At 57.5% G+C, this 22,044-nt stretch carries 22 protein-coding genes and 1 pseudogene; 4 read left to right on the forward strand and 19 right to left on the reverse strand.

Annotation, left to right across the window (positions count from 1 at the left end):
* Position 1 precedes the first annotated feature (1 nt).
* The 9 genes and pseudogenes from ACZ1HE_RS14905 to ACZ1HE_RS14945 form a co-directional block, all read right to left on the reverse strand.
* Positions 2 to 3,067, reverse strand: a complete 3,066-nt coding sequence (locus ACZ1HE_RS14905; protein ID WP_472621996.1) for a virulence factor SrfB — start codon at positions 3,065 to 3,067, stop codon at positions 2 to 4.
* A gap of 82 nt (positions 3,068 to 3,149) precedes the next feature.
* Positions 3,150 to 3,995, reverse strand: a complete 846-nt coding sequence (locus ACZ1HE_RS14910; protein WP_472621998.1) for a hypothetical protein — start codon at positions 3,993 to 3,995, stop codon at positions 3,150 to 3,152.
* Positions 3,996 to 4,002: 7 nt separating this feature from the next.
* Entirely contained in the window at positions 4,003 to 5,691 is a 1,689-nt protein-coding gene (locus ACZ1HE_RS14915; protein WP_472622000.1) for a trypsin-like peptidase domain-containing protein, read from the reverse strand.
* Positions 5,692 to 5,695: 4 nt separating this feature from the next.
* Positions 5,696 to 6,385: a hypothetical protein gene (locus ACZ1HE_RS14920; RefSeq protein WP_472622002.1), complete on the reverse strand. Its 690-nt coding sequence runs from the start codon at positions 6,383 to 6,385 to the stop codon at positions 5,696 to 5,698.
* Between the two features lie 340 nt (positions 6,386 to 6,725).
* Positions 6,726 to 7,733, reverse strand: coding sequence for a diguanylate cyclase domain-containing protein (locus tag ACZ1HE_RS14925; RefSeq protein WP_472622004.1), 1,008 nt, complete (start codon positions 7,731 to 7,733; stop codon positions 6,726 to 6,728).
* Positions 7,730 to 8,316: pseudogene (locus ACZ1HE_RS14930) on the reverse strand (heme NO-binding domain-containing protein). Before ACZ1HE_RS14930 ends, ACZ1HE_RS14925 begins: the two are co-directional and overlap by 4 nt.
* Positions 8,317 to 8,451: 135 nt before the next feature.
* Entirely contained in the window at positions 8,452 to 10,011 is a 1,560-nt protein-coding gene (locus tag ACZ1HE_RS14935) for a trimethylamine methyltransferase family protein (protein ID WP_472622006.1), read from the reverse strand.
* Positions 10,012 to 10,344: 333 nt separating this feature from the next.
* Positions 10,345 to 11,034, reverse strand: coding sequence for an HAD family hydrolase (locus tag ACZ1HE_RS14940; protein ID WP_472622008.1), 690 nt, complete (start codon positions 11,032 to 11,034; stop codon positions 10,345 to 10,347).
* 41 nt (positions 11,035 to 11,075) lie between these two features.
* Entirely contained in the window at positions 11,076 to 11,360 is a 285-nt protein-coding gene (locus tag ACZ1HE_RS14945) for a DUF3572 domain-containing protein (RefSeq protein WP_472622010.1), read from the reverse strand.
* 95 nt (positions 11,361 to 11,455) lie between these two features.
* On the opposite strand from ACZ1HE_RS14945, the gene ACZ1HE_RS14950 reads away from it, so the two are divergent.
* Positions 11,456 to 12,850 (forward strand): diguanylate cyclase domain-containing protein, encoded by a 1,395-nt coding sequence (locus ACZ1HE_RS14950; protein ID WP_472622012.1) that lies wholly within the window; start codon positions 11,456 to 11,458, stop codon positions 12,848 to 12,850.
* A gap of 11 nt (positions 12,851 to 12,861) precedes the next feature.
* Here ACZ1HE_RS14950 and ACZ1HE_RS14955 read toward each other — a convergent pair whose 3' ends face one another.
* The 4 genes from ACZ1HE_RS14955 to ACZ1HE_RS14970 are packed head-to-tail and all read right to left on the reverse strand — an operon-like array spanning position 12,862 to position 14,761.
* Complete coding sequence (locus tag ACZ1HE_RS14955) at positions 12,862 to 13,338, reverse strand: periplasmic heavy metal sensor (protein WP_472622014.1); 477 nt, start codon at positions 13,336 to 13,338, stop codon at positions 12,862 to 12,864.
* On the reverse strand, positions 13,339 to 13,698 hold the full coding sequence (locus tag ACZ1HE_RS14960) for a hypothetical protein (RefSeq protein WP_472622016.1): 360 nt from the start codon (positions 13,696 to 13,698) through the stop codon (positions 13,339 to 13,341).
* Positions 13,691 to 14,254, reverse strand: coding sequence for an RNA polymerase sigma factor (locus ACZ1HE_RS14965; protein WP_472622018.1), 564 nt, complete (start codon positions 14,252 to 14,254; stop codon positions 13,691 to 13,693). Before ACZ1HE_RS14965 ends, ACZ1HE_RS14960 begins: the two co-directional genes overlap by 8 nt.
* A gap of 57 nt (positions 14,255 to 14,311) precedes the next feature.
* Complete coding sequence (locus ACZ1HE_RS14970) at positions 14,312 to 14,761, reverse strand: EF-hand domain-containing protein (RefSeq protein WP_472622020.1); 450 nt, start codon at positions 14,759 to 14,761, stop codon at positions 14,312 to 14,314.
* A 240-nt stretch (positions 14,762 to 15,001) separates the two neighbouring features.
* Between ACZ1HE_RS14970 and ACZ1HE_RS14975 the strand changes: the two genes are divergently transcribed.
* Both ACZ1HE_RS14975 and ACZ1HE_RS14980 read left to right on the forward strand, forming a co-directional pair.
* Positions 15,002 to 15,394 carry a DUF983 domain-containing protein gene (locus ACZ1HE_RS14975; protein WP_472624487.1) on the forward strand — a complete coding sequence of 131 codons (393 nt, stop codon included), beginning with the start codon at positions 15,002 to 15,004 and terminating at the stop codon, positions 15,392 to 15,394.
* A 22-nt stretch (positions 15,395 to 15,416) separates the two neighbouring features.
* The gene (locus ACZ1HE_RS14980) at positions 15,417 to 16,130 is read left to right on the forward strand and encodes an NUDIX hydrolase (protein WP_472622022.1); all 714 of its coding nucleotides are present in this window, start codon (positions 15,417 to 15,419) and stop codon (positions 16,128 to 16,130) included.
* A gap of 259 nt (positions 16,131 to 16,389) precedes the next feature.
* Here the strand turns inward: ACZ1HE_RS14980 and ACZ1HE_RS14985 are convergent, their stop codons facing one another.
* From ACZ1HE_RS14985 to ACZ1HE_RS14995, 3 genes are read right to left on the reverse strand one after another with little or no spacing between them, the layout of a single operon-like run.
* Positions 16,390 to 17,292, reverse strand: coding sequence for an EamA family transporter (locus tag ACZ1HE_RS14985; protein ID WP_472622024.1), 903 nt, complete (start codon positions 17,290 to 17,292; stop codon positions 16,390 to 16,392).
* A gap of 20 nt (positions 17,293 to 17,312) precedes the next feature.
* Complete coding sequence (locus tag ACZ1HE_RS14990; RefSeq protein WP_472622026.1) at positions 17,313 to 18,221, reverse strand: fatty acid desaturase; 909 nt, start codon at positions 18,219 to 18,221, stop codon at positions 17,313 to 17,315.
* Positions 18,214 to 18,417 (reverse strand): DUF2061 domain-containing protein, encoded by a 204-nt coding sequence (locus ACZ1HE_RS14995; protein WP_108792202.1) that lies wholly within the window; start codon positions 18,415 to 18,417, stop codon positions 18,214 to 18,216. The genes ACZ1HE_RS14990 and ACZ1HE_RS14995 overlap by 8 nt, the downstream gene beginning before the upstream one ends.
* Before the next feature lie 116 nt (positions 18,418 to 18,533).
* Between ACZ1HE_RS14995 and ACZ1HE_RS15000 the strand changes: the two genes are divergently transcribed.
* Positions 18,534 to 19,397, forward strand: coding sequence for a helix-turn-helix domain-containing protein (locus tag ACZ1HE_RS15000; RefSeq protein WP_472622028.1), 864 nt, complete (start codon positions 18,534 to 18,536; stop codon positions 19,395 to 19,397).
* A gap of 71 nt (positions 19,398 to 19,468) precedes the next feature.
* On the opposite strand, the gene ACZ1HE_RS15005 is transcribed toward ACZ1HE_RS15000, so the two are convergent.
* From ACZ1HE_RS15005 to ACZ1HE_RS15015, 3 genes are read right to left on the reverse strand one after another with little or no spacing between them, the layout of a single operon-like run.
* Positions 19,469 to 20,230: an SDR family oxidoreductase gene (locus ACZ1HE_RS15005; protein WP_472622030.1), complete on the reverse strand. Its 762-nt coding sequence runs from the start codon at positions 20,228 to 20,230 to the stop codon at positions 19,469 to 19,471.
* Positions 20,227 to 21,693: a carnitine 3-dehydrogenase gene (locus ACZ1HE_RS15010; RefSeq protein WP_472622032.1), complete on the reverse strand. Its 1,467-nt coding sequence runs from the start codon at positions 21,691 to 21,693 to the stop codon at positions 20,227 to 20,229. The genes ACZ1HE_RS15005 and ACZ1HE_RS15010 overlap by 4 nt, the downstream gene beginning before the upstream one ends.
* Positions 21,694 to 21,702: 9 nt before the next feature.
* Positions 21,703 to 22,026, reverse strand: a complete 324-nt coding sequence (locus tag ACZ1HE_RS15015) for a hypothetical protein (protein WP_472622034.1) — start codon at positions 22,024 to 22,026, stop codon at positions 21,703 to 21,705.
* Between the last annotated feature and the right edge of the window lie 18 nt (positions 22,027 to 22,044).

A 22,044-nucleotide genomic window follows, 5' to 3' on the forward strand; every position in this document is an offset into this window, starting at 1 on the left:
CTCACAACCGGAACAGCCCGGTGTCGATCCAATATTCATCTTCAAACCCCAGCGTATGCAACCGCAGCTGCACCTCTGCCGGTTTCATGGCGTCGCCTTCAGCATCTTCGACCTCGGTCACGGAAAACGCCTCGCGCATGGCTTCGCGTCGCAGAACGGTTTCCGAGGTTTCGATCTCGGGGTCTTCGTCAAATTCGGTCCGTTCGAAAGTGACCCGCAAAGGCGCGCGTGACTGCGCCGATTGTGACGCGAAATCAAGCCGGTAGAGCGGCGTTGTTGTCCACCGTTCCAGCGGCAGTTGCCGCGCACCCAGATAGACGGGTGTGTACATCGTGATCTCGGCCTCTAGGTCCTGAGCTGACTTACGCGCGTCCAGATCGACATTCGAAAACAGGATGCGATCCGACATGATCTGGCCAGAACTGTCCATCTCGCCAATGTAACGTGCGGTGGATTGCATGCGAAACGCCTGCGTCGTGACCTTGAAGTTAGGGATGCGCGCCTCGCTGAGTGCGATCAGCATGCCCCCCACGGCAACAGTGGATTTCGGGTCGCCAATGCGTTGTGTGACCGGATCGCGGAATGGATACCAGCGCCCGGTCTTGTAGCTGTGCATGGGGATCAGCCGATGTGGTGGCACTACCATCATTTCTTGCAAGATAGCCCGCACCGCAGGCAAGCGCGAGGGGCGTCCGGTCAGCAGCACTACATCGACGCCAAGATGCGCGATCACCTCGGCCAGATTGCTGAGCACCTTCTGGAACACCTCGCGCGCAATGGCATCCACATCCTCGCGGCTGAAGGACAGTGTAACTTCGGCCAAATTGAATTCTTCTGCGCCCAGACTAGCGGCCGCCTCCTCAAGATAGGCGGTCAATGCTTCCGGCACCGCATGATCGGCAAAAGGTAGCACGTCTGAGAGGGCAATCGAGAGCCCCTCGAACTCATCCGCCGTTTCGCATGCTTCGAGGATGGCGACGGCCACGGGCATCAGCACGCGCAGAGCAAATTGCCGACGTTTCTGAATGCTCTGCTGATCCAGCCCACCGGTATCTCCGGTGAACAGCTCGCGGATCTTCTCTTCGGCATAGCGTCCGCCAGCATCCTCGATCGCGCGGCGTAGCCCCGGCAGGATCACCGTGGCGATCACCCGTTGCAGCAACTCGTCGCCCGCCACCCGAAACCCTTCGCGGAAAGTTTGTTGCGGATGCAGAACGCGCCCAGCCTCTCCCCAATAGGTCGTGACCATCAGATCCGTCGTGCCGCCACCGATGTCGATGCAGGCCAGCCGCAGGGACGGTTCCGGCTCAGCCCCCGGCGAGGGCGGGCGGGCAGTGCCCTTGAGGTTCAGGAAGCGATCAATGCGGCCGTCGAACTTCTGCGTCAGTTCCGAATACAGGTAGACCAACTGGGAACAGCTCGCCTCGTCCCAATCCACGATCAGTTCGGGCGGGCGTGAAATTGCACTTTCACCTGCGTTCAACCCCATGAGTGACCAAACCAGATCCAGCGCGCCTTTGGCCTTGGACCGGATGATTGCCTGTTCCTGCGCGGTGGTGGCCGTGGGCAGGGTCAGAATAATGCGATCCAACCGGCGCGGCAGTTCCGATTGTTGTCGCCGCGCGCGGGATGCAGGTGCGTTCACCTGAGCCAGTGCATGGGCAATGATCTCGGCCAGCATGAAACCAAAGAGCGAGGCACGGGAGAACCGGGGGCGGATCGCTTGCGCCTTGTTTGTCTTACCACGCGGGCGCAGTTTCGCGCGTTCATCCGCTTCGATCTGCGTCAGCACGTCGCCGGTTTCATTGAGGAACCGCATCCCTGCCCGCAGGGACTTGGGCAGGTTGTTCGGGTCGGAATGGTGATGGAACCGCCAGTCCTGTTGCAATGGGCTGTCATCCCATAGGTAGCGTTTGGGACTGCTGAGACCAGACGCCGTCTCGGTCCCCTCTTCCCCCGCCACAAGGCGCAGCGCCTCGGGGCCTGTGCGTACAAAGCTGGGCCAAATGAACGCGTTGCGCCGACCAGATCGGCTGGCAAAGCGGTCATTGCCCATGCGGAATTCGGAAAACTCCACGCGACTGTCAAACAGGCCGGAATACATCCTCTCGGGCTGACTGAGATCGCGAATTTCCAGTGGGAAAGACCGTGCCAGATCAAGCCGCGTTTCACCCGGAAACCGCTCGATCAAAATACCACAGGTACGCGAGTTGCCGACGTCCAGCACCAACTCGACCTCGACCGGCGTTAGCCCCTCGCGCTTGGATACGGTGTTGGTCAGTCGCAAACGCGGGATGCTGATCGCGGCGTCTACCAGCCGCAGAAAGGCCAGATACCGCGCCCAATGTTCGAACTTGTGTGGCAAGGTGTCATGGATAATCCGGCGACCGGGGCGCTCTGCACGTTTGTAGGACATGAACAGGTCATCCAGCCAGTCAGACACCCATTTTTGCAAATCAAGCAAAGTGCCGTCCGCGTCCGGCTCCAACCGCCGCAGGAACCAATCCATTCGCGCAGGATCAGATACAAATTTGAAATCCCTGGATTTTTCCGCATCCACCCGTTCGGGTGCCAGATATTGCATCCCCTGCTCTGCATCTGCCAGCGCGGTGTCCAGTGACAGCTGCACCCGGTGGGTGTGACCAGTATCGCGATCAGGCTCGTCCAGCTCAACCACCCGCATCCTTGCCCAAGTCGACGGGCCGGGATCAAACCGCTCTTCGCCACCCGCGCCCCGGTCGGATTTGATCCGCAGCACCGGAACGGGTACCCATTTCGACAAGAAAGGCTCGAGCGCAGCCACGGAACGCACGGAATAGGCGTCATCATCGGCCTGTTCTTCACCCATCAACGTCAGATCGCGCTCCTCATCCCCGCTTAGCGGTAAAAGCGCCCATTCCTCTTGCGCGTCGTCGCCACCCACGACCCGTTCGACAAAACGCGCACTTTTGAGTTCCAACGAGTCCAGCTGAAAGCCGAAATCAAGAATTTGCACCCCGGAATAGGGCACCAGGGTGATCTCATCCCGCCAATCCACCAACCGGGCCAGATGTTCAGAGCTTTGCATGCGTATCCCTTAATTCGCTGATGAGAATGGGTTTAACCGAGTGTAGAGCGCCTGCGCCCGTCCTGCCAAGCGCCTGAGCGTCTCATTCGGAGATGGGGGCAAGGCGCCTTTCTGCGTGGGTTTGGGTTTGGTTTCTGGGGCTGGCGTTGCTAAGCAACACCGGGACCACGGCGCGGCAGGCCCGATCGGTCAAGGCTATCTCATGCTCGAGGCGTGCAACACGTTCCTGTACCACCTGTTGTTCCGAATATGCTGCCGAGAGCGCCGCCGCCTCTTTCTTGCAATGATCCGGCCCCCACGGCGCCAGCGCACAGGGAGCCAGCACCAGCCATAGGATTAGTGTCAGGATCGCTGCCAACAGAAGCCATCCCAGCACGATCAACCACCACCAGATTAAACGGAACCGGCCTTGCCTGTCGGCCCCCTGCTGTGTCAACGGTACGGAACGGGGCACCATGGCGGTCAGGATGCCGCGCACACCGTGCTGCTCATCGCGAACCCAGGCCCAATGCACCAGAACCGGCTGTAACCCGGCCTCGCCCTCAACCACATGGATCATACTGTCGGCTGGGATTTCAACCGCGTTGGCCCAGGCCTCTCCTAACCGTTGGTCATCGGGTTGATCGCTGTTTCGCAGGGCCTCAGCCAAGGCCATTATTTCTCCAACAAGCCGCCCAAGGGTTGCCTTGACCACCGCTTGTTCAGGCGGTGGCAAGTCGGTCAAACGCTGCGACTGCCCCGGGAGACGCGCATACCAGTCAATCTGATCTCCGTGATCGGTCACCATTGGCTCGGCAAAAAGGGCGGCGTGCTCAGCACCCAGCCGCTGCCGGATCGTGGTTGCTACCAATTCGTACGATCTCTGCGCGGCCGAACCCAAGGGCTGCAACCCTTGGGTCGAGGTGGTGACAAGAAGCGCGCCGGTCATTTCTGGATCACTCCTTGGCCGGTTCGCTGGCTGCTGCAGTAAAAGGGTGCACTACGGGCTGGCAAGGGGTTTCGACCACTTGTGGGGCGGCCGCCGTACCAGCCAGGAAAGACAACAGATCATTGATCGCCAAAGCATAACCACGGTTCTGCAACGGCCCCTTGCGTACAAAGCTATTTACACCCACTACGCGCCCGCACATATCCACCAGCGGTCCGCCGGAGTTACCACTGCTGAGCGCTGCTGAATGCATCAGTACGTTGGTGTCCGGTCCAATCTTTTGTTCTGTATTGACGATACCGTCCGTCACAGTCAGCCCCGGAACGGCCCCGACCTCGCCCGATTGAAGAGCTGCAAAGTCGCCATCGATCTCAAGCACATCGCCAGGGTATCCGGCGGCAATCACATTGTTGAGCTTCAGCGATCCTGTTCCACCAAACAGGTCGAAGGCAGGTGCCTCGAGATCTGGAACCTCAAGCAAGGCAAAGTCCTGCCCCGTGTCCGCCAATGGCCCTGCCGACTTGACAACACTTGCGGTCATGGGTTTTCCGGCGGCCTGTCCAGCAACGGCCAATCGCCCAGGTGCGGCACCTTCGATCACATGATGATTTGTCACGACCAATCCAGGCCCAACCACAAAGCCTGACCCGGCCGTCAATCCATTCGCCGTTCCCGCAAGAACTAAAACCGTACGCGCTTCGATCATGTGCAGCAGCGACTGCGGAGATTCCGGGTTTTCCGGGTCTTGAACCACAATGCGATCCGTCGCATTGGGCAGGAACGCATCTGGAGCCGCCTCGGTGGTTTGTGGGAAAGCCTCTCCCTGTTTGGGCGGCACCAACCCTTCGGGCGTTTGCCCGTTTGGCAAAACCAACACCCCGTCAGCGCGGCACACTGCACCATCCAATGCCTCGCGCAACGTACCTGCCCGGTCCCGTAACGCGTCGTTGTGGGCAAGCTGTGCCTGAAGAGTAGACTTTTCGGTCACAACCAGGTCGTTCTTCGGAAACAGGCGTGTCCCCGGCTGTAGCAACCACACCAGAATTCCGCTTGCGAGCAGCAGCAGAATTAACAACGGAACCCATGCAAGGTAGGACAAGCGCCGTTCGGGACGCGAGGGTTCGACAGGGGCGGGCGTCGGCTGCGCAGTAAAGTCCGGGGCCGTCACGGGCGTCATCGCAGGTGTCTCGGATGGCGGGCGCGCGGGTGCCTGAAGGTAGCGCCCCAATGTGGCGTCGAAATGTGCCATCCGCGTCGACACATTCGCACCATTGCCGCCTGGCAATAGCCCCCAATTTGTGATCACCGGACGCCCGTCTGCGACCATCACGTCTTTGGCGCCAAGTGTAGACAAAGCGCCCCATACCAGATCTGCATGAGCAGGTTCTTCGGCCAAAGCCCGTAAGGGTCGCAGATGATCTGACAAATACGCGGCGATCTGGGATTGTTCGGCAGACGACAACTTTGACATCGGCAAAGCCTCTTCCGAGGCCTCTGCGTACCAAGAAATGCTTGGCGCTGCGGCATCGTTGCCCCTGCTCAAAAGCGGGTCAGCAAAAAGATTTGCCACCTCAGGCCCCGCACGATCGGTCAATAGGGCGTGCAATTCGCCGTATCGTTCCAGTACCGGTCGACCGCCCGCATCCACCAGATCACCTGTAGTAACCTTGGTTTTGGAGAGAAACTGTTCGGCCATGGCGTTATCTCCTTGCCCTGCGCAACGTCGCATTACTGCGCCCGTTGGTTTCTGGCTGATAGGTATCGCAATTCGCGTTGCCTTGATTGTCTAAGCGGCATGTGATGTCGCGACGGAAGATAGAGGAATTGTTGTCACATTGCAGGTTACCAGGTTCGCGCATGGTCAACCGTCCATTGCCAGGCATCCGCCCCGTCAACCTCCCCTCGCACCGAACGCCATTTGTTGAACGCATGACTTCCGTTCCATTGCCGTTCTCGTCAAAACAAATTCGCCAATAACGAAAGCGGGTGATGGCGCCTGTGTTGATTTCGCGCACAGCATAGTTTGACGACAGTTGCCAACACCCTTCCATTACAGAAATATCGTCGTTGTCAAAGGCATCCGGAGCAAGCCCACTCGGGCTTTTGGGTTTCGGTGGTGGCGGCGGAGGTGGTGGAGGCGGCGGCGTAGCCTTGCATTGCATCAGGGCAAGTTTCCGCTCCAACCCAAGAATATCAGCCGTCAGGCTGGCTGTCAGACGATCCGCCTCTTTCAACTTTTGTCGATCAGCCAGAACCTCTTTGTCGGTGCAAAATGAAATGGTGCGGTCGCTGAACGGCATCCGCACGCCGCAAGAACGCAACAACAAATGGGCGCTTACCCCAATCACCCCGACAAGTAGGACGGCCATCGCCGCTACGACAATTCGCATTCAATTCTCGGTTTCGACCCGCTTCACAGTGTACAGCCCCGCCGCATCAGGCCTCTGGTTCTTGCATTGTAATTGCAGTCAAGCTTAGGCGGTGAGTGCAGAAACCTGCAAGCACTTGTTTCGCAGGCGTTTTCCCAGTGCGGGTTTTCGCCGCTGGTCATACCAGTCTCTGGATTTAGAATTGAGAAGACCAAACCGGCTTGGCCCAGCGCCGATAGTCAACCCTGACAACCCGACACGGCCTTAACGAGCCAAATTTTCAGATGTGGCAACATCCCTTTGTCGTCACCTGACACGTCTACCATCGTCTCGTGAGGTGCTCCTGTGCTCTCCCGAGGTTCTAAGGCTGAGATGATCCCATCATGTCCTGCATCTTAGGTTCATATAGGCGGTGACACGCGCGCCCGGCTCTTTTCGCCGAATAAAGAGCGAGATCTGCAGCATGCAGCATACCCGCGGGATCAGGTCTCAAAAACTGCGAAGACTGAACGATGCCAATACTGGCAGAGATCTTGCAGATCTCTGACTGAAACGGAATGGGTTCCTCCAGGCGTGTGATCAGTCGATGCGCTATGCTACTTAGTCGATTTTCATCTTGCAGGCCGTTGAAAATCAACACGAACTCATCACCTCCAACACGTGCTACGGTGTCGTCTCCGCGAGTTTCTTCAACCATGACCCGAGCAACCTGTTGCAAGACATGATCTCCGGCGGCGTGTCCTAAAGTATCATTCACGGCCTTGAAGAAATCCAGGTCGAGATGCATCAGCGCAAAGCTTGATAATGACGCGGTCAACCGATCCAGAATATGATCCGTAGCGCGCCGGTTCTTGAGCCCTGTCAGCGTATCCGTGAAAGCCTGTTCCTCAGCAGCAATCATTGCGCCCTGCAGGCGAAGGTTCAAGGTGCGCGAGGCTTCCATCGCGGCGGATTTTGCTTCGACCAGATACAACAGTTCGATGGCCAGATCAGTACCCGAGAAATCTGCACTGGTCAGGGCATAGTCTCTCACTGCATCCAGGATCGAAATACCGAAGGACAAGTTTACAACTGCACCTTCGTCACCCGGAAGCGGTACAATAACGCCCTTCAAAGCAGTTCTTGGATCATCGCGAAATTGCAAATGCAGTTTTGCACCAGATACCGCCAGCAGTGCGGGCATGGTCGAAATGGACCGCGGACGCATCAATTCAAACAATTCGAGAAACCGTTGACCCTGCATCGGTTGATTTGGCCGCAACTTCTGCAGCGTTGGTCCAACTTGTTGCACCCGCCCGTATTGGTCCAGCAATACAAACATTGGACAAAGCCGCTCAAGCAGCACTGCCAATTCCATGCGATCAATCATATGGAAGGCGCTCCCAACTCGAAACTGCGCCCTTCGGCAAAAGCACTTTCGATCAATGTGATCGAAATCACTTCGGCTTTGCCCCTCGATCCACTGTGCTCCAACATCGCCAATGCGCCATAGTCGTCGGCCATAGCTCGCAAAACACCAATCATCACATGTTCAAACCCTGGCAGTCCTGGGTGGCAGGTTAGCGTGAACTCGTTCTGAGCGTGCTCGTCAAGCTCAAGAGGCGGTAGATCCAGGTCCGACACTGCGAGCCTCGCCCGATCTGGAAGATCATCCAGGGAATGCAGAAAATCGACATAGTTTACCCCCCGAACCGTAGCAACCTTCGCAACGCTTCGGTGTTCGGGTTTGAAACCAGATAAGTTCCCAGATCCTCCAATACTTCTCGCTGCGGGCGTCCCAATTCCGCACACATGGCATCCAGCACCTGCGCAGTCAATTTGGCATCATAAGTCAGCATGGCCTCAAACTCGACCAATCCCAGGTTGGCCAACTCCGTCATGCGAATCCATCGAGATTGCCCGTATGTGTTACAGACAAAGGATTGTATTGCCCTGTTGATCAGCCCATGCATGCAAGGGTCCCCGAGTTCTTTGCCTTGCTACTTTCACACGGGATTACTTAATAAAGCGCCAACAGACGCACAGTTCGCCCAGAAACCTAGGCCCCTTGAAAATATCTGCGATTTCAACCAGTAGCGTGCGCCAAATCAGAAATCTGTTGGCGCGCCGCCTTCGGATTTGCGCCGCGCGACAAACTCGGCCAATTCCTCTCGGATCGAAGCATCCATTGGTGGTTCTTCAAAGTTGGCGATGATTTCCTTGAACAAATGGTGGGCGCGTTCTGGTGTCCAAATACCACCGGCTGCCTCCCAGCCTTCGTAATTCTTCCAATCGCTCAGAAACGGTTGGTAGAAGGCCGTGGTATAGCGATCCTGAGTATGTTGGATGCCAAAGAAATGCCCGTCATTGCCAACCGCCTTGATCGCGTCCAGAGCGATGTCATCTGGTGTCGTAGCGAAGGTCTCGGGTTCGAAATACCGTTGGATTTGCTGCAAGATTTCGCAATCCATGATAAATTTTTCTGGGCTGGCTATCAGGCCCCCTTCGAGCCAACCTGCAGCGTGATAGACCATGTTGGTTCCCGATTGGACGGATGCCCAGAGGGAATTCGACGTCTCCCACATCGCTTGCCCATCTGGCACATTCGCCGCACAGACCCCGGACGACCGCATCGGCAGGTCATAAAACCGCGCCATTTGCCCTGTCATCTGTGTGGCACGCATGTATTCAGGCGTACCAAAGGCGGGCGCCCCTGATTTCATGTCCACGTTAGAAGTGAACGTGCCGATGACGCAGGGGATGCCGGGCCGCACATATTGGAACAGCGCTATGGCGCAGAGCGCCTCGGCCAGCGACTGCGCCACAGCCCCCGCCATCGTTACCGGTGCCATTGCCCCGGCCAAGGTAAAGGGTGTCACAACAATCGCCTGCCCCCGCCGCGCCAGACGCAGGCAACCATCGATCATCGGGTGATCATGTTTCAATGGCGAAGTCGAGTTGATGTTGGTGTACATCCGCGGCTTGGCCTGGAACTCTTCTTCCGTCAGGCCACCCGCTATGCGTACCATTTCCATCACGTCCTCGACCCGCTCCTTGCCAAGCGAGTAGGCATGCATGGCCTTGTCGGTGATGGTCAGTTTGTCATAAAGAACATCCAAGTGACGGACGCTGGCATGAATATCGACGGGTTCGACCGGATATCCGCCTGCGAAATGGATACAGTTGAAATACTGTGTCAGCTTGAGAAGGTTGCCACACATCTCGCGATTGCCGGGAACCTTCTTGCCGATCTCCATATCCCAATAGTTTGGCGGGGACGAAACATTGCCGAACAACATGACATTGCCGCCGACAGTCAGTTCACGGTCTGGATTGCGCGGCGTGATGGTGAAAGTGCTGGGTGCCTTGGCAATCATCTCCATGATCCAGTGGCGATCAAAGCGAACAATGTCGCCGTCGATTTTGCACCCCGCTTGACGCAAGATACCCAAGGCCTCTTCGTTCAAAAAGGCCACACCAATATCTTCGAGGATGCGCATGGCGCCTTCGTGAATGGCTTCAACGCCTTCTGGGCCAAGGGGCTCTGTCGGCCGATCCACGTTGACCGGCAAGCGCCACGGCATTTGATCAATCACTGCTCCACCACGTCTGGCAGCCGCCCCTGCCCGGCCACCGCTGCGTCGTTTTCGTCCTGACGTCTCTGCCATGGGTCCTCTCCTCTGTGCCCTAAAGAATAGAAGGCCCCAGTCACACAAAGGAACGCCGCTCTATCCGCGACAATTCTTGTCGTATTTCAAACAAGAACAGGCGCTTTGGACCTTTGGCTGGATTGTCAGGTTTTTTTGCAGGGCTCCCGCACCCGAGCCATTCCGGCATTGTCGGTACCGCTAGCGACTTTGGGCCAGGCTCATGTGGGCTCTGCCCACATGAGCCTGGCCCAACGGGAGGAGGTGTTTCGCTAGAAACATCGACGACGGGCGGGAGAATTTGGCTGTTTCCTGGTCAGGTATTCGGCCTGACCGATTGTTAGGGCAGCCCGATCAGCGAGCCAGCCAGTCGGCGATATGGCCAATGTTTGGCAATACCACATCGGCATGTGGCGTCAGGTCATTTTCAGACGCCATACCTGTCAAAACGCCGATCGTAGTCATGCCCGCAGCCCGCCCCGCCATCAGGTCGTGGGTGCTGTCGCCAACCATGGCGATCCGCCCGGGTTCAACGCCAACGTGCGCGGCAAATGCCAACAACTGCCCTGGTGCTGGCTTGGCGCCATGACCGCTGTCAAACCCTGCGATGAAGTCAAACTTGTCCTGAACACCGGCTGCAGACAGATGTGCGCGTGCCGGACTTTCTGCATCGTTGGTGGCAACGCCCAGCTTCAACCCTTTTGAGCGCATTTGATCCAGGAATGCGGCCAGTGGAACGGCTTCGGCCTGCGGTGCATGCGCGGCCTCTTCGTTGATCATATCCACCAAATCAACATGAGACGTATCTGGAAAAAAGACCTGAATGGCCTCGGCCACTTCGCCTGGCGTGCCCGCAATCACTATGCTGTCGGACGCATATGTGTTGGTTTCCACATCAAACCCGATGGCTTGACCAATCTCTTTGGCGCGTTCCCCATCACCACCTGAAATCCGCAACAAAAAGGACGTGGCAAAGGCTTCCCATGTGGCGGCAAACTCAAAAAGTGTGCCGTCCTTGTCAAACAATAGCGCGTCTACAGGCATCAAAAGTCTCCGGCCATTAAGGGTGATCGCTGTCCATTGGATCAGGTCCAATGCATATCTGAGGGTCCGGCCAACGCGGCGCGGGCCTGCATCGGATGGTCATAAGGGATGGTATTGGCATCGCAAAACGACACCACCCAAGCATCATCCATCATAAGGAAATCCAGTACCGAGCCCAGGAATTCGGGGTTGGCGACCTGCTCTTTGACGTCCGCCTCAGAAGCGCCTGTGGAGCCTAGGAAAACCGGCAGCAATTCATCGTTCCCGATCAGCCAACTCAGAGCCTTCAGAGCCAGGGTTTCGGCGGCATCGGCGGAAAGTCGCATGGGTGCTCCGTCAAATTCAGGGCGGAAAGGGTTTGTTAACCAGTCTCATAAACACTTTAGCAAGAATTGAAAGCAACTGTCGAAAGGTTGGACCTGTGCAAGGGACAATTTTGATACTGGATGGCGTCTCGACCAATCGCATCATGCTCAAGGTGCAGCTGTCGGCTGCCTGGTATCACGTCGTGCAGGGCGATCGGCTCATGGGGCTGGAAACACTGGTTCGACGTGCGCAGCCGGATCTGATCCTGACTGCTATGGCACTTCCGGATGGAAATGCCTTGGACGTGCGGAACTTATTGCAAAAGGATGAAGCAACTGCAGGCATCCCGATCGTTGCGATCGCCGCCGAGAACGATCAGGCCGCGCGCCTGACGGCTCTGGGCGCGGGTATAGATGACGTGCTGAACCAGCCTTACGACGACGTCATTTTGTTGGCGCGCATTCGCAGTCTGATTCGCGCCCATACCGGATCCGAGGAATTGCGTATGCAAAGTGGGTCACAGGCTCTGGGTTTGGCAGAGACCGCACCTGCCTTTCATGGTCCCCTTCCAGCCAGCAATATCGCTCTTGTCACACAGACCCCTGGCACAGGCGCTGTGTGGCGGGCCCGTTTACAAGGGCGCACGCGTCATCGTCTGGATCTGCACAAGATCGACGACATGCAGAACCTGCTCAGTGAGCGGGAGCCTGACGCAATCGTGGTCGAGCTGTGTGACAGTCAGACGGGCTTGCGTTTGTTGGCCGATTTGAGGGCACGAAGCGTTACCCGTAACTCGGCCGTGATTGCCGTTCCCAACCCCGCCAATGCCCATCTTGCTGCGGACGCGCTTGATCGTGGCGCGGATGACGTAATGCCATCAGGGTTTTGCGTAGAGGAACTGACGTTGCGCCTGGATACGCAATTGCGTCGCAAAGCGCGCGTAGATCGGTTCCGCAGTTCCGTGCGTGACGGCTTACAGGCTGCCCTTCTTGATCCGATGACCGGGCTGCACAACCGCCGGTTTGCGATCCCTGAGTTGTCACGTATCGCTCGGAATTCCACCTCATCTGGTCAGAGCTTTGCTCTGATGATGGCAGATCTGGATCATTTCAAACAGATCAATGACAGCTACGGCCACCCGTCCGGAGACGCCGTCTTGATAGAAACCGCGCGACGCTTGCGATCTCAACTACGACCAGGCGATGTACTGGCACGTGTTGGTGGAGAAGAATTCATGATGGTATTGCCGGACACGAACCGGGCTCAGGCACTCGAGATTGCAGACAGGTTGTGTCAGCGCATCAACCGAGAACTGTTTAGGGTTCCCGGCCGAAATACTCCGATCCCGGTCACTACCTCGATTGGTCTTTTTGTCAGTGACTTACCTTGTCTGAAGTCGTCACCGCAGGCACAGGACGTTCCCAGCTTGATCGAACAGGTCGATCGGGCCCTGTATGAAGCCAAAGGCGCGGGCCGCAATCAGGTATCACTGATCGCGACCGCCGCCTAAGACACCCTGTTTTAGTCCCTTTTTTTGTGTTTTGACTTTCGATGACGCACGACTTCTTCAAGCCTGTCAGCGTAGGCCGTGCGCTCAGCGTCGGTCATTGTAGAAATGCGCTGGAACCAGGTGTCCTGCACGGAACGGTGAAACTTCTCTCGGTCTTCAAGCTGCCGGTTCATCAGATCGCGCAACCTGTCGCCATCAAAGGGCACTGCACGCATGGCATTTACAATTGCATCCACATCGCGAAACCCGTCACGCCGCCGCGCTTCGTGCCCGGAGCGGCTGTGCTCGCGCATCTCCTTGCGCACGTCATCTGGCAGGGCTCGGTACAAGGCCGACCCAAGGCTGCGCGGCGGATGTCGTATGCTATCGGGCCCGCCGAAACGCAGTGCCGCACCAATCATCAAACCAATCACCAGAAGGTTCAGAGCTAGTGAGACTATCAACAGAATACGCAGCCAGTTCCTTTTTGATCCACTATTGTCCGTCATCTACCCGTCCTCCGTCAGAATCCCGGTGTCATCGACACCGAAAAGGAGATCCACTTCGATCTGTTGTTGAAAGATCAACCCGACTGGATCGGGAAGAAAGTCCGGCGGCGCCAACCCGATCCACACCCCTGCGGCACAAGTGGTTGCAAGGCCGCCTAGGCCAGTCCACCCTCCCAACGTTTCGTTGATCTGCCGTAAAATGCCACGACGGTGCACCGGTGTGTCCTCGGTTGCACTCAGTGCCGTTTGAACTGCCCTCGCCTCGGCCAGAATTTTGGATTTCAGATGGTCGGGCAGCAAGTCTCGCTGATTGCGCGCTGTCGCAAACATCCGTTCAAGTTCGCTATCGTTCTCAGTCATCGCCATACCCCAGTTCTGGTCGCCGCGCCGCCAAGGTTGCGGCCAATGTACGTTTGCCCCGGGCAGTCAGACTTTCTACCGCCTCGACGCTAATATCCATGATCCCCGCAATTTCGGGGTTGCTCAGTTCCTCGATGTGGCGAAGCACCACAGCTTGCCTTTGTCTTTCGGGAAGTTGCATCAGAGCCTCTTGCAGCGCATCCATCCGGTCACCATCCAGCATCTTTTCGGCAGCACTGGGGGCGTCATCTTCAGGCTCGGGAACTGCGTCCAGATCAACCGAGCGACGCTTTCTTTTGATATCCAGACACAGGTTCAGAGTCACTCGGTATAGCCAAGTCGAAACTTTGGCTCGACCCTGTTCCCACTTTGGTGCAATCCGCCACAATCGCATCATTGCATCTTGTGACACATCCTCGGCCTCTGCCCGATTGCCAAGCACACGCAGCGCTACAGAATAGGTCCGAGGACCCAATCGCGCGGTCAAGTCCTTCGCCGCCTGCCCGTCACCATTGGCAAAAAGCACCAGCAACGCATCGTCGCTAATGTCGGTCATGGCGGTGCACCCGCCATGACCGGTTTCAGGTATGAAGGCAAAGTCTTCCACCCCCGATCAGTCTTGATCCTTGTGACCACGTTTCTTGCGGTGCTCCTTCATGCGTTCGCGAGCCTGGGCAAATTCTTCGGCCGAAACCCCGCCACTGCCATCTGCATCCATACGGTCAAAGAACTTGCCTGCGCGCCGTGGTTTCGGCAATTCGTCGGCTTCCAGAAAACCGTCCTTGTTGGCATCGTGCCGTTCGAACATCTTTTCTGCCCGTTTTCCTGCACGTTCCTGTGCCATTGCCGTCGCTTCTTCAATGCTCAGCTTACCGTCGCCATCGGTGTCAGCTTTGGTGAAGCGTGCTGTACGATACGCGTCCATCTCCGCCTTGGTGATTTCTCCATTCCCATCGGTATCAAGTTCTTGAAACGTAGCGTGCGAGCCTTTGGCCAACACGACTGTCCCCGTCATCCCAACAGCGGCAACCACAATCGCAGCGATAAATCCTGTATGTTTCATTGCGGATCTTCCTTTGCTTTTCAGACGGCCCTGCGCCGCCCTCCATAAAGTTCAAACGAAGTACATCTCAATTTCCGTCGCCGTCGTCGTACCTTTTTTGTACACCTCTTCATATGGTCCTATATGTTTGTAGCAGGGAACAGAGTTTGCGACATCCAGCCGCAAGGACACAAAGACCTCTTCCTGAAGTTCGCGAACAGGCGCACAAGGTCGAATGAACATTGCATGAGTAAAGATGAAATGACCGATCAAACTGTTGACCCTTCGACCGACCGCCCGACTTGGCCAGCGGTTTTCAACGGATTTCGTTGCAAATGCCCCAGCTGCGGCAAAGGCAAATTGCTGCACAGTTACCTGAAGGTAAACGATACCTGTACTGAATGCGGGCAAGAATTGTTTCACCATCGTGCCGACGACGGCCCCGCATACCTGACGATTCTGATTGTCGGGCATCTGTTGGCGCCAACCCTTCACGTGGCTTATGTTCAGTTCCGACCCGACCCGATGACGCTGTTTACAATCTTTGCTCTTGGTTGTGTGGGACTGTCGCTCTACCTTCTCCCCAGATTGAAGGGAGTGGTTGTCGCCTATCAATGGGCGCGACGCATGCACGGATTTGGAAAACCCGGCTGACCCTTCGAATTCGCGAGGGGCCATGAGCACAACTGAAAGCATCGATAAAACCGCAATCCGCAATGCGGCCACCGTCATCGTTTTGCGCGACCGCATGGGCGATCCATCCATTCTGATGGGGCAGCGCGGCGCCAAGGCCGCATTCATGCCGAACAAGTTTGTTTTTCCCGGGGGTGCAGTGGATGCAGCAGACGCGCGTGTACCACTGGCCACTCCTTTGCCTGAAGTATGCAATAATCGCCTACGTGACGATTCTCCCGAGGGGCTTCAACACCCACTGGCAGTAGCGGCGATTCGCGAACTTTGGGAAGAAACCGGCCTGGTTCTGGGCAAGCCCGGATCGTGGGACGGCGATGTGCCTGCGGATTGGACGACATTTGCGGAAACGGGCCATTTGCCGTCAGCGCAAAGCTTGCAATTCGTTTTCCGTGCACTGACCCCGCCGGGTCGCCCCCGCCGGTTCGATGCGCGGTTCTTTCTAGTCGATGCCAATGACATTCAGGGGGATCTGGATGACTTTACTCATGCCTCGGACGAGCTGTCACATCTGCAATGGATCAAATTGACCGAGGCCCGCCAGTTCGACTTACCGTTCATTACCGAGGTGGTTCTGGCCGAAGTCGCCGGTCGTGTCCAGGATCACAACCCGCCAGAATCGGTACCCTATTTCCACAACAACGACGAGGCTAGTTTGTTCTTGCGTCTGCGCGGTTATCCAATGCCGGACCATCCCTGACCGGGGCGTCCGCGCAACTTAGGCAAACGCCGCTTTTGGGGGAAAGGGAACACTCCCGCCCGTCGTCAGTTTTTCTGACGAAAAACCTCCTCCCGTTGGGCCGGGCCTCGCTGCGCTCGGCGGTTGTTTCTTCATAATTGATCTAAGCACTCCATCGGAAACGGACTTGACCGCGCCGGGCACCGCCCGGCGCTATGCCCAAGTCCGTTAGCGGAGCTGACGCAGTCAGGTCTGCTCGGACGCGGGAGTTCCCCGTCCTTCAGATAGCCATCACCAGAGCTAGGATGGACACTCCAAGAAGGGCAATACCCGCAATCTCGCGTCCCGTAATCTTCTCTCGGAAAAACAGAACCGAGGCCATAAGGCTGAAGATCAGCTCTACTTGCCCCAACGCTTTGACATAGGCCGCGTTTTGCAGCGTGAACGCCAGGAACCAGCAAAACGACCCACCCATGCTGGTCAGACCAACAAACAGGCCTGTGTTCCGTGTCTCCCAAACCGCGCGCAATTCAGCCCGGTCGCGCCATGCAAGCCAGGCCGCCATAGCGATCATCTGAAAGCTGGTCACAGCTGCCAAAGTGATCCCCGCCCGGAACGCCGGTTCCAGATCGCTCAATTGCAGCGAAGCGCCACGATAGCTAACGGCGGAAAAGGCGAAGAGAACGCCGGAACCCAGTCCCAACACCGACGCTCGATTTGTCAGGTGGCTCCACCATTTGCCATCCCCACCCGGCGTCTTGGACAGCAAGAGCACTGCCATCAAACCGATAAGGATGGCGACGAAACCCCAGATCGACACGCCTTCGCCCAGAACAATCAGACCTACCAGAGCAGTCTGGATCACCTCGGTTTTTTTGAACGTGATCCCGACCGCAAAGTTGCGCTGCTTGAACAGTGCCACCACGCAAATGGTGGCCAGAATCTGCGCCGTCCCCCCGACAACGGCAAAGCTCCAGAACGTCAGGTCAAGCGTCGGTAGGCTGCGCCCGCTGATCAGCAGATAGGCCAGCAATCCGGCAACAACCAGCGGCGCAGAATAGGCAAAGCGTGCAAACGTCGCGCCAGCCGCTGAAAGCTTCACGGTGCTGAGCGACTTTTGCAGCATGAACCGCACCGTCTGAAAGGCCGCGGCGGCAAGGGTGACAGGTATCCATAAACTCATGCGCCCCGTATGACCGGGATTTACGCGTCAGGCCAGAGCGGATGCGGCACCGGATCTTTAGGCTTCAGGAAATAGAGGCGAAAAACCTCTGCATATGAGCGATAGACATAGCCCTCGTTGCAGCCCAGATAGCGATCCTTGTCGGCGCGATAAAGTGCTGGCAGCCGATACCAGGGGGCCTGCGGGTTCATGTGGTGCACCACGTGCAAGTTGTTGTTGAGGAACAGAAACGCCAGCAGGCCACGTTCTTCTATCACCACGGTCCGGGCACGAGATTTCTCATGCGAGCGATGTTCAAGAAAGGTGCGGATCTTAACCAGACCAAGCCCGATGTAGGCCGAAAAAACCCAGGCCCAGACCGGCATTGCCGATTGCATCACGATCCACAGAACAATAGCAACGCCGGGCAGATGCAAGCCCCAGGCCAACCAAATCGCCCGGTCCCCGCGCGCCGCACCGCGAATCTCTTCCAAGGTAAAGCAGATCTGCCCGATCAACGGGCCCAAAACAATCCGGCCCAGCATCGTATTGTTGACGGTATAGAGTACGCGTTTCCATCCCGGCATGGCGTTCCATACCACGGGGTCCTGAAAATTCGATTCCGGGTCATCATAGGGATCGGTCAGGTTCGCGTCCTGATGATGCGCCAAGTGCTGATCGCGAAAGCGATTGTAAGGAATGAACAGCGTCAGCGGCAAGGCCATCAGCGCCTCGTTCAGCCATTTGGTGCGGAACGGATGCCCATGCAGTGCCTCATGCGTCAGCGACGAATGCATTGCGGCGATCACGCCGCCAACAAGAACCGCGGCCAAGATCGACCATTGCGCAAACCAGAAAATGACAATGGCCCACGCGGCGTAGCAGGCAAGGATCAGAGCAAATGTGCCCCACTCGGGGGTCTTGGCGGGTTTACGAAGATTTTCAGACATTGCGGCCCCAACGGATACCTGCCCAAACGCGTTCATAGATCAGATACATCGTCAGGCCGATGGCCGTGTTGACGAGTGCCAAAGTGCCGCCAATGGCAGCCGAGCCGGTGGCGATGAGCCCCACCAGGGTCATCATGCCCAACCCCATCAAGTTCCAGATCACCGCCTTGACCAGGGACCTTTGCCGCGTTTCCATTCTGCCTCCGTTTGTGCCGTCTTTTTGGTATTCACAGATTTGTTACCCGCACGAGAGGCCGTTGAGAATTCCGAATATGATTAACAAAACTCAGCAGATGTGATAATTATCAGCATATGATTGAAAAGATCGACAAACGCATCCGCGCGGCCCAGTTCCGCCTGCGCATGGCCAAAGCGATGGAGGACGGCAAAGTCAGCCAAAGCGCTCTGGCGCGCCAGGTTGGCGTAGACCGCTCGACCATTTCTCAGCTGCTGACCGATGATGGCGCACGGCTCCCCAACGCCCATGTTGTGGGCGCCTGTGCCAGCGCCTTAGGGGTCTCGGCGGACTGGCTGCTCAGCCTGTCGAACCGACCGGAAAGCGCCGCCGAACTGCTGGCCGGGTCGCTTAGTCTGACCGAAGCGCCGCGTGCTCTGGTGGATGAACGTATCTTTGATTGGCACCAAGAGGCAGCAGGTTACAAGATCCGTTATGTCCCGGCGACCCTGCCCGACATGCTCAAGACACGCGCGCTGCTGGAATGGGAATATGCCCCGCATCTGGGACGTACGGCGGATCAGGCCATCGGCGCGTCTGAGGATCGCTTGACCTGGATGCGCAGTGCGCAGTCGGACTATGAGATCGCAATGCCGCTCTATGAGATCCATTGCTTTGCTCATGCGTCAGGATACTACCATGGGCTGCCATTGGACGTGCGGTTGGGACAGATCGATCATTTCCTGACGCTCGCAGAACAGCTCTACCCCAGGCTTCGTATCTATCTCTTTGACGCCAAGCGGCTCTATTCAGCGCCGGTCACGATCTTTGGCCCCTTGATGTGCGTATTTTATGCGGGCGGTCATTACTTGGCGTTCCGAGACAAGGACCGGATCGAGACATTCACGCGCCATTTCGACACCCTCGTGCGCGAGGCTGATCTGACCGCCCGCGACTTTCCCAGGCATCTGCTTCAACTGCGTGATGAAATCACAACATGACCCATCCACTCACGGGACCACGTTTTTAAAAAAATCGTGGTCCAAAGTTTTTCTAAAACTTTGCGTGCCCCTCATACCTTAGGGTCAGGGTTCACCGTGTGCCCGTCGACGGCAATCACCTGCCCCGACACCAGCCGCGCGCCATCCGAGGCCAGGAACACCGCCATCGCCCCGATGTCGCGCCCTTCGATGAAGGACCCCATCGACGTGCCCGAAGCATAGCCCGCATAGACCTGATCGCGGGTCATGCCTTTGGCCGCGGCCTCACGCACCATTACGCCTTCGATCCTCGGACCTTCGACTGATCCCGGACAGATCACGTTGCACCGTACGCCATGCGGCCCAAGTTCCATCGCCAGCGTCTTGCCCAGACCAACCATCCCCCATTTGGCCGCCGCATACGGCGCGCGGTTGGGGTAGCCGTATTGCCCGGCCGTGGATGACGTGATCAGCACACACCCGCTGCCCTGCCGTTTCAGCATCGGTGCCGCGTATTTCGAACACAGGAACGCACCTTCGAGGTTGACCGCAAGACAGGCCCGCCAAGCGTCTAGTTCCACATCCTCGATCAGTGCTGTTGGCCCCGCGATGCCAGCGTTGGCACACAGCACATCCAATCCACCCCAGGCGGCTTCGACCTCGGCAAACCACGCCGCAACCGAGGCTTCGTTGGCGACGTTCACCTCGCTACGCTTCCAGCCCTCAGGACATGTGGCCAACGCGGCGGTATCTACATCCGCGACCCAGACCTGAGCACCGGTCTCGGCAAAAGCCTCGGCCACGGCGCGCCCAACCCCGGACGCACCAGCCGTAATCAATACCCTCTGTGTCATGCAGGTTTGCGGATCGCGTTGCCCGCCCCTTCGGGATAGGGCAATCCGCCCTGCCCCTCGGCAATCCGCGCCATCGCCGCTTCAATCGCCTCGGACGGCGCACAGGGGCGCCGCGTTTCTAGATCTACATGTAGCAAAAAGCTTTCACCCGTCGCCAGCAGCTTGTCCCCCTCATACATCGAATGGAACAGATGCAGCTTTTTACCTGCCCCCAACAGCATCTGCGTTCGCACTTCGATCTTTCGGCCCGCATGGGTTTCATCAATGTGACGGATGTGCGTCTCGGCAGTGAAATAGCTGCCTCCGCTCGCGATGTAGTCCGCATCACAACCAATGATTTCCATGAACCGGTCGGTGGAGTTGGCAAAGGCCTCCAAGTATTTGGACTCGGTCATATGCCCGTTGTAGTCGGTCCAATCCAGCGGCACGGCGCGCGCCAATGTCAGGATCGGCTGGCTCAGGTCCGCCTGATCCAGGGACGGCAAAGCCCCCGGTTTCAATACCGCATCATGAGCGTTCAGCACCGCACCGGCACCCCAGTTCTGCGCCTTGAGCGCGCGCATCATTCCAACCAGGTTGTTGTCCCGAATACGTTCCAGCTCGCGGATCGAATGCATCCCCGATTGCGCGTCCGACTGACCGGCGATCAGATCGACCAGCTCATCTGTAAACTCGGGCACGTCCATTAGTTTGGTCCAGGGCCATTCCAGTGCGGGGCCAAACTGCGCCATGAAGTGCTTCATACCAGCCTCGCCACCCGCGACGCGGTAGGTTTCGAACAGACCCATTTGCGCCCAACGAATGCCAAACCCCATGCGGATGGCTTCGTCGATCTCTTCGGTGGTGGCGACACCATCCTTGACCAACCACAACGCCTCGCGCCAGACGGCCTCAAGGAAGCGATCCGCAATATGCGCGTCGATCTCTTTCTTGACGTGCAGCGGGAAGAACCCCACCGATTTCAGCAGGTCCTGCGTATGTGCCACAAATTCCGCGCTGTTGGCGGCGGTCGGCACCACCTCGATCAGCGGCAGCAGGTAGACCGGGTTGAACGGATGCGTCACCATGATCTGCTCGGGCCGCAACGCGCCTGTCTGCAGCTCGGACGGTTTGAACCCACTGGTCGAGGAACCGATAACCGCACCGGGATCACACGCCTCTTGCAAGCCTTTGTAAACCTTCAGCTTCAGGTCCAGCCGCTCTGGCACGCTTTCCTGAATCCATTCCGCCCCCTGCACCGCATCAGCCATTTCAGCGTGAAAGGTCAAAGCCCCTTCTTCGGGCAGCGGCACATCGCTCAACCCCGGCAGCGAACGACGCGCGTTGTCCAGAACTTCACCAATCTTGCGCTCGGCCTCAGGGTCCGGGTCAAACACCCGCACGTTCCAGCCATTGAGTAGGAACCGCGCGGCCCATCCGCCGCCGATCACACCACCGCCGATGATTGCTGCCGTTTTTGTCATGTTAGTCCTCTAGTCGATGCAGATCACCAATTCGCGTCCGGTTTCGTCCAAATGGGGAATGCAACCGTATTGCGGGGTGACCGCGCTACATTGTTTGGTTTCCGACAGACAGAACCCTTCGCAGTCCGTCGCAGTTTCACAAGTCTTGCCTGCATCCGAGAGCGGGAGAACGCACGTCCGCCGTTGCGCCTTGCCAACGATCTCAACGGTTCCACCTTGCGCCGTGCAGGCCTGATCTTCGGGCTTGTTGGCGATTTCAACTGGATCCGAAGGCAAACACGCCCCCAGCAGAGTCGTGGCGGCAAATGCGAAACAAACAGACATCATGCGCATGTTGATACTCCTTCACAT

It is taken from the genome of Falsiruegeria sp. JB4-1, assembly GCF_055693495.1.

Bases quoted from the DNA above. Each gene is read 5' to 3' on its own strand.
- ACZ1HE_RS14975 (WP_472624487.1), top strand. From the start codon at position 15,002: ATGACCGATCAAACTGTTGACCCTTCGACCGACCGCCCGACTTGGCCA.
- ACZ1HE_RS14910 (WP_472621998.1), bottom strand. From the start codon at position 3,995: ATGACCGGCGCGCTTCTTGTCACCACCTCGACCCAAGGGTTGCAGCCC.
- ACZ1HE_RS14915 (WP_472622000.1), bottom strand. From the start codon at position 5,691: ATGGCCGAACAGTTTCTCTCCAAAACCAAGGTTACTACAGGTGATCTG.
- ACZ1HE_RS14925 (WP_472622004.1), bottom strand. From the start codon at position 7,733: ATGATTGATCGCATGGAATTGGCAGTGCTGCTTGAGCGGCTTTGTCCA.
- ACZ1HE_RS14965 (WP_472622018.1), bottom strand. From the start codon at position 14,254: ATGACCGACATTAGCGACGATGCGTTGCTGGTGCTTTTTGCCAATGGT.
- ACZ1HE_RS14920 (WP_472622002.1), bottom strand. From the start codon at position 6,385: ATGCGAATTGTCGTAGCGGCGATGGCCGTCCTACTTGTCGGGGTGATT.
- ACZ1HE_RS15010 (WP_472622032.1), bottom strand. From the start codon at position 21,693: ATGACAAAAACGGCAGCAATCATCGGCGGTGGTGTGATCGGCGGCGGA.
- ACZ1HE_RS14905 (WP_472621996.1), bottom strand. From the start codon at position 3,067: ATGCAAAGCTCTGAACATCTGGCCCGGTTGGTGGATTGGCGGGATGAG.
- ACZ1HE_RS14945 (WP_472622010.1), bottom strand. From the start codon at position 11,360: ATGCGACTTTCCGCCGATGCCGCCGAAACCCTGGCTCTGAAGGCTCTG.
- ACZ1HE_RS14990 (WP_472622026.1), bottom strand. From the start codon at position 18,221: ATGTCTGAAAATCTTCGTAAACCCGCCAAGACCCCCGAGTGGGGCACA.
- ACZ1HE_RS14955 (WP_472622014.1), bottom strand. From the start codon at position 13,338: ATGACGGACAATAGTGGATCAAAAAGGAACTGGCTGCGTATTCTGTTG.
- ACZ1HE_RS14940 (WP_472622008.1), bottom strand. From the start codon at position 11,034: ATGCCTGTAGACGCGCTATTGTTTGACAAGGACGGCACACTTTTTGAG.
- ACZ1HE_RS15000 (WP_472622028.1), top strand. From the start codon at position 18,534: ATGATTGAAAAGATCGACAAACGCATCCGCGCGGCCCAGTTCCGCCTG.
- ACZ1HE_RS14985 (WP_472622024.1), bottom strand. From the start codon at position 17,292: ATGAGTTTATGGATACCTGTCACCCTTGCCGCCGCGGCCTTTCAGACG.
- ACZ1HE_RS14960 (WP_472622016.1), bottom strand. From the start codon at position 13,698: ATGACTGAGAACGATAGCGAACTTGAACGGATGTTTGCGACAGCGCGC.
- ACZ1HE_RS14980 (WP_472622022.1), top strand. From the start codon at position 15,417: ATGAGCACAACTGAAAGCATCGATAAAACCGCAATCCGCAATGCGGCC.
- ACZ1HE_RS15015 (WP_472622034.1), bottom strand. From the start codon at position 22,026: ATGCGCATGATGTCTGTTTGTTTCGCATTTGCCGCCACGACTCTGCTG.
- ACZ1HE_RS15005 (WP_472622030.1), bottom strand. From the start codon at position 20,230: ATGACACAGAGGGTATTGATTACGGCTGGTGCGTCCGGGGTTGGGCGC.
- ACZ1HE_RS14970 (WP_472622020.1), bottom strand. From the start codon at position 14,761: ATGAAACATACAGGATTTATCGCTGCGATTGTGGTTGCCGCTGTTGGG.
- ACZ1HE_RS14995 (WP_108792202.1), bottom strand. From the start codon at position 18,417: ATGGAAACGCGGCAAAGGTCCCTGGTCAAGGCGGTGATCTGGAACTTG.
- ACZ1HE_RS14935 (WP_472622006.1), bottom strand. From the start codon at position 10,011: ATGGCAGAGACGTCAGGACGAAAACGACGCAGCGGTGGCCGGGCAGGG.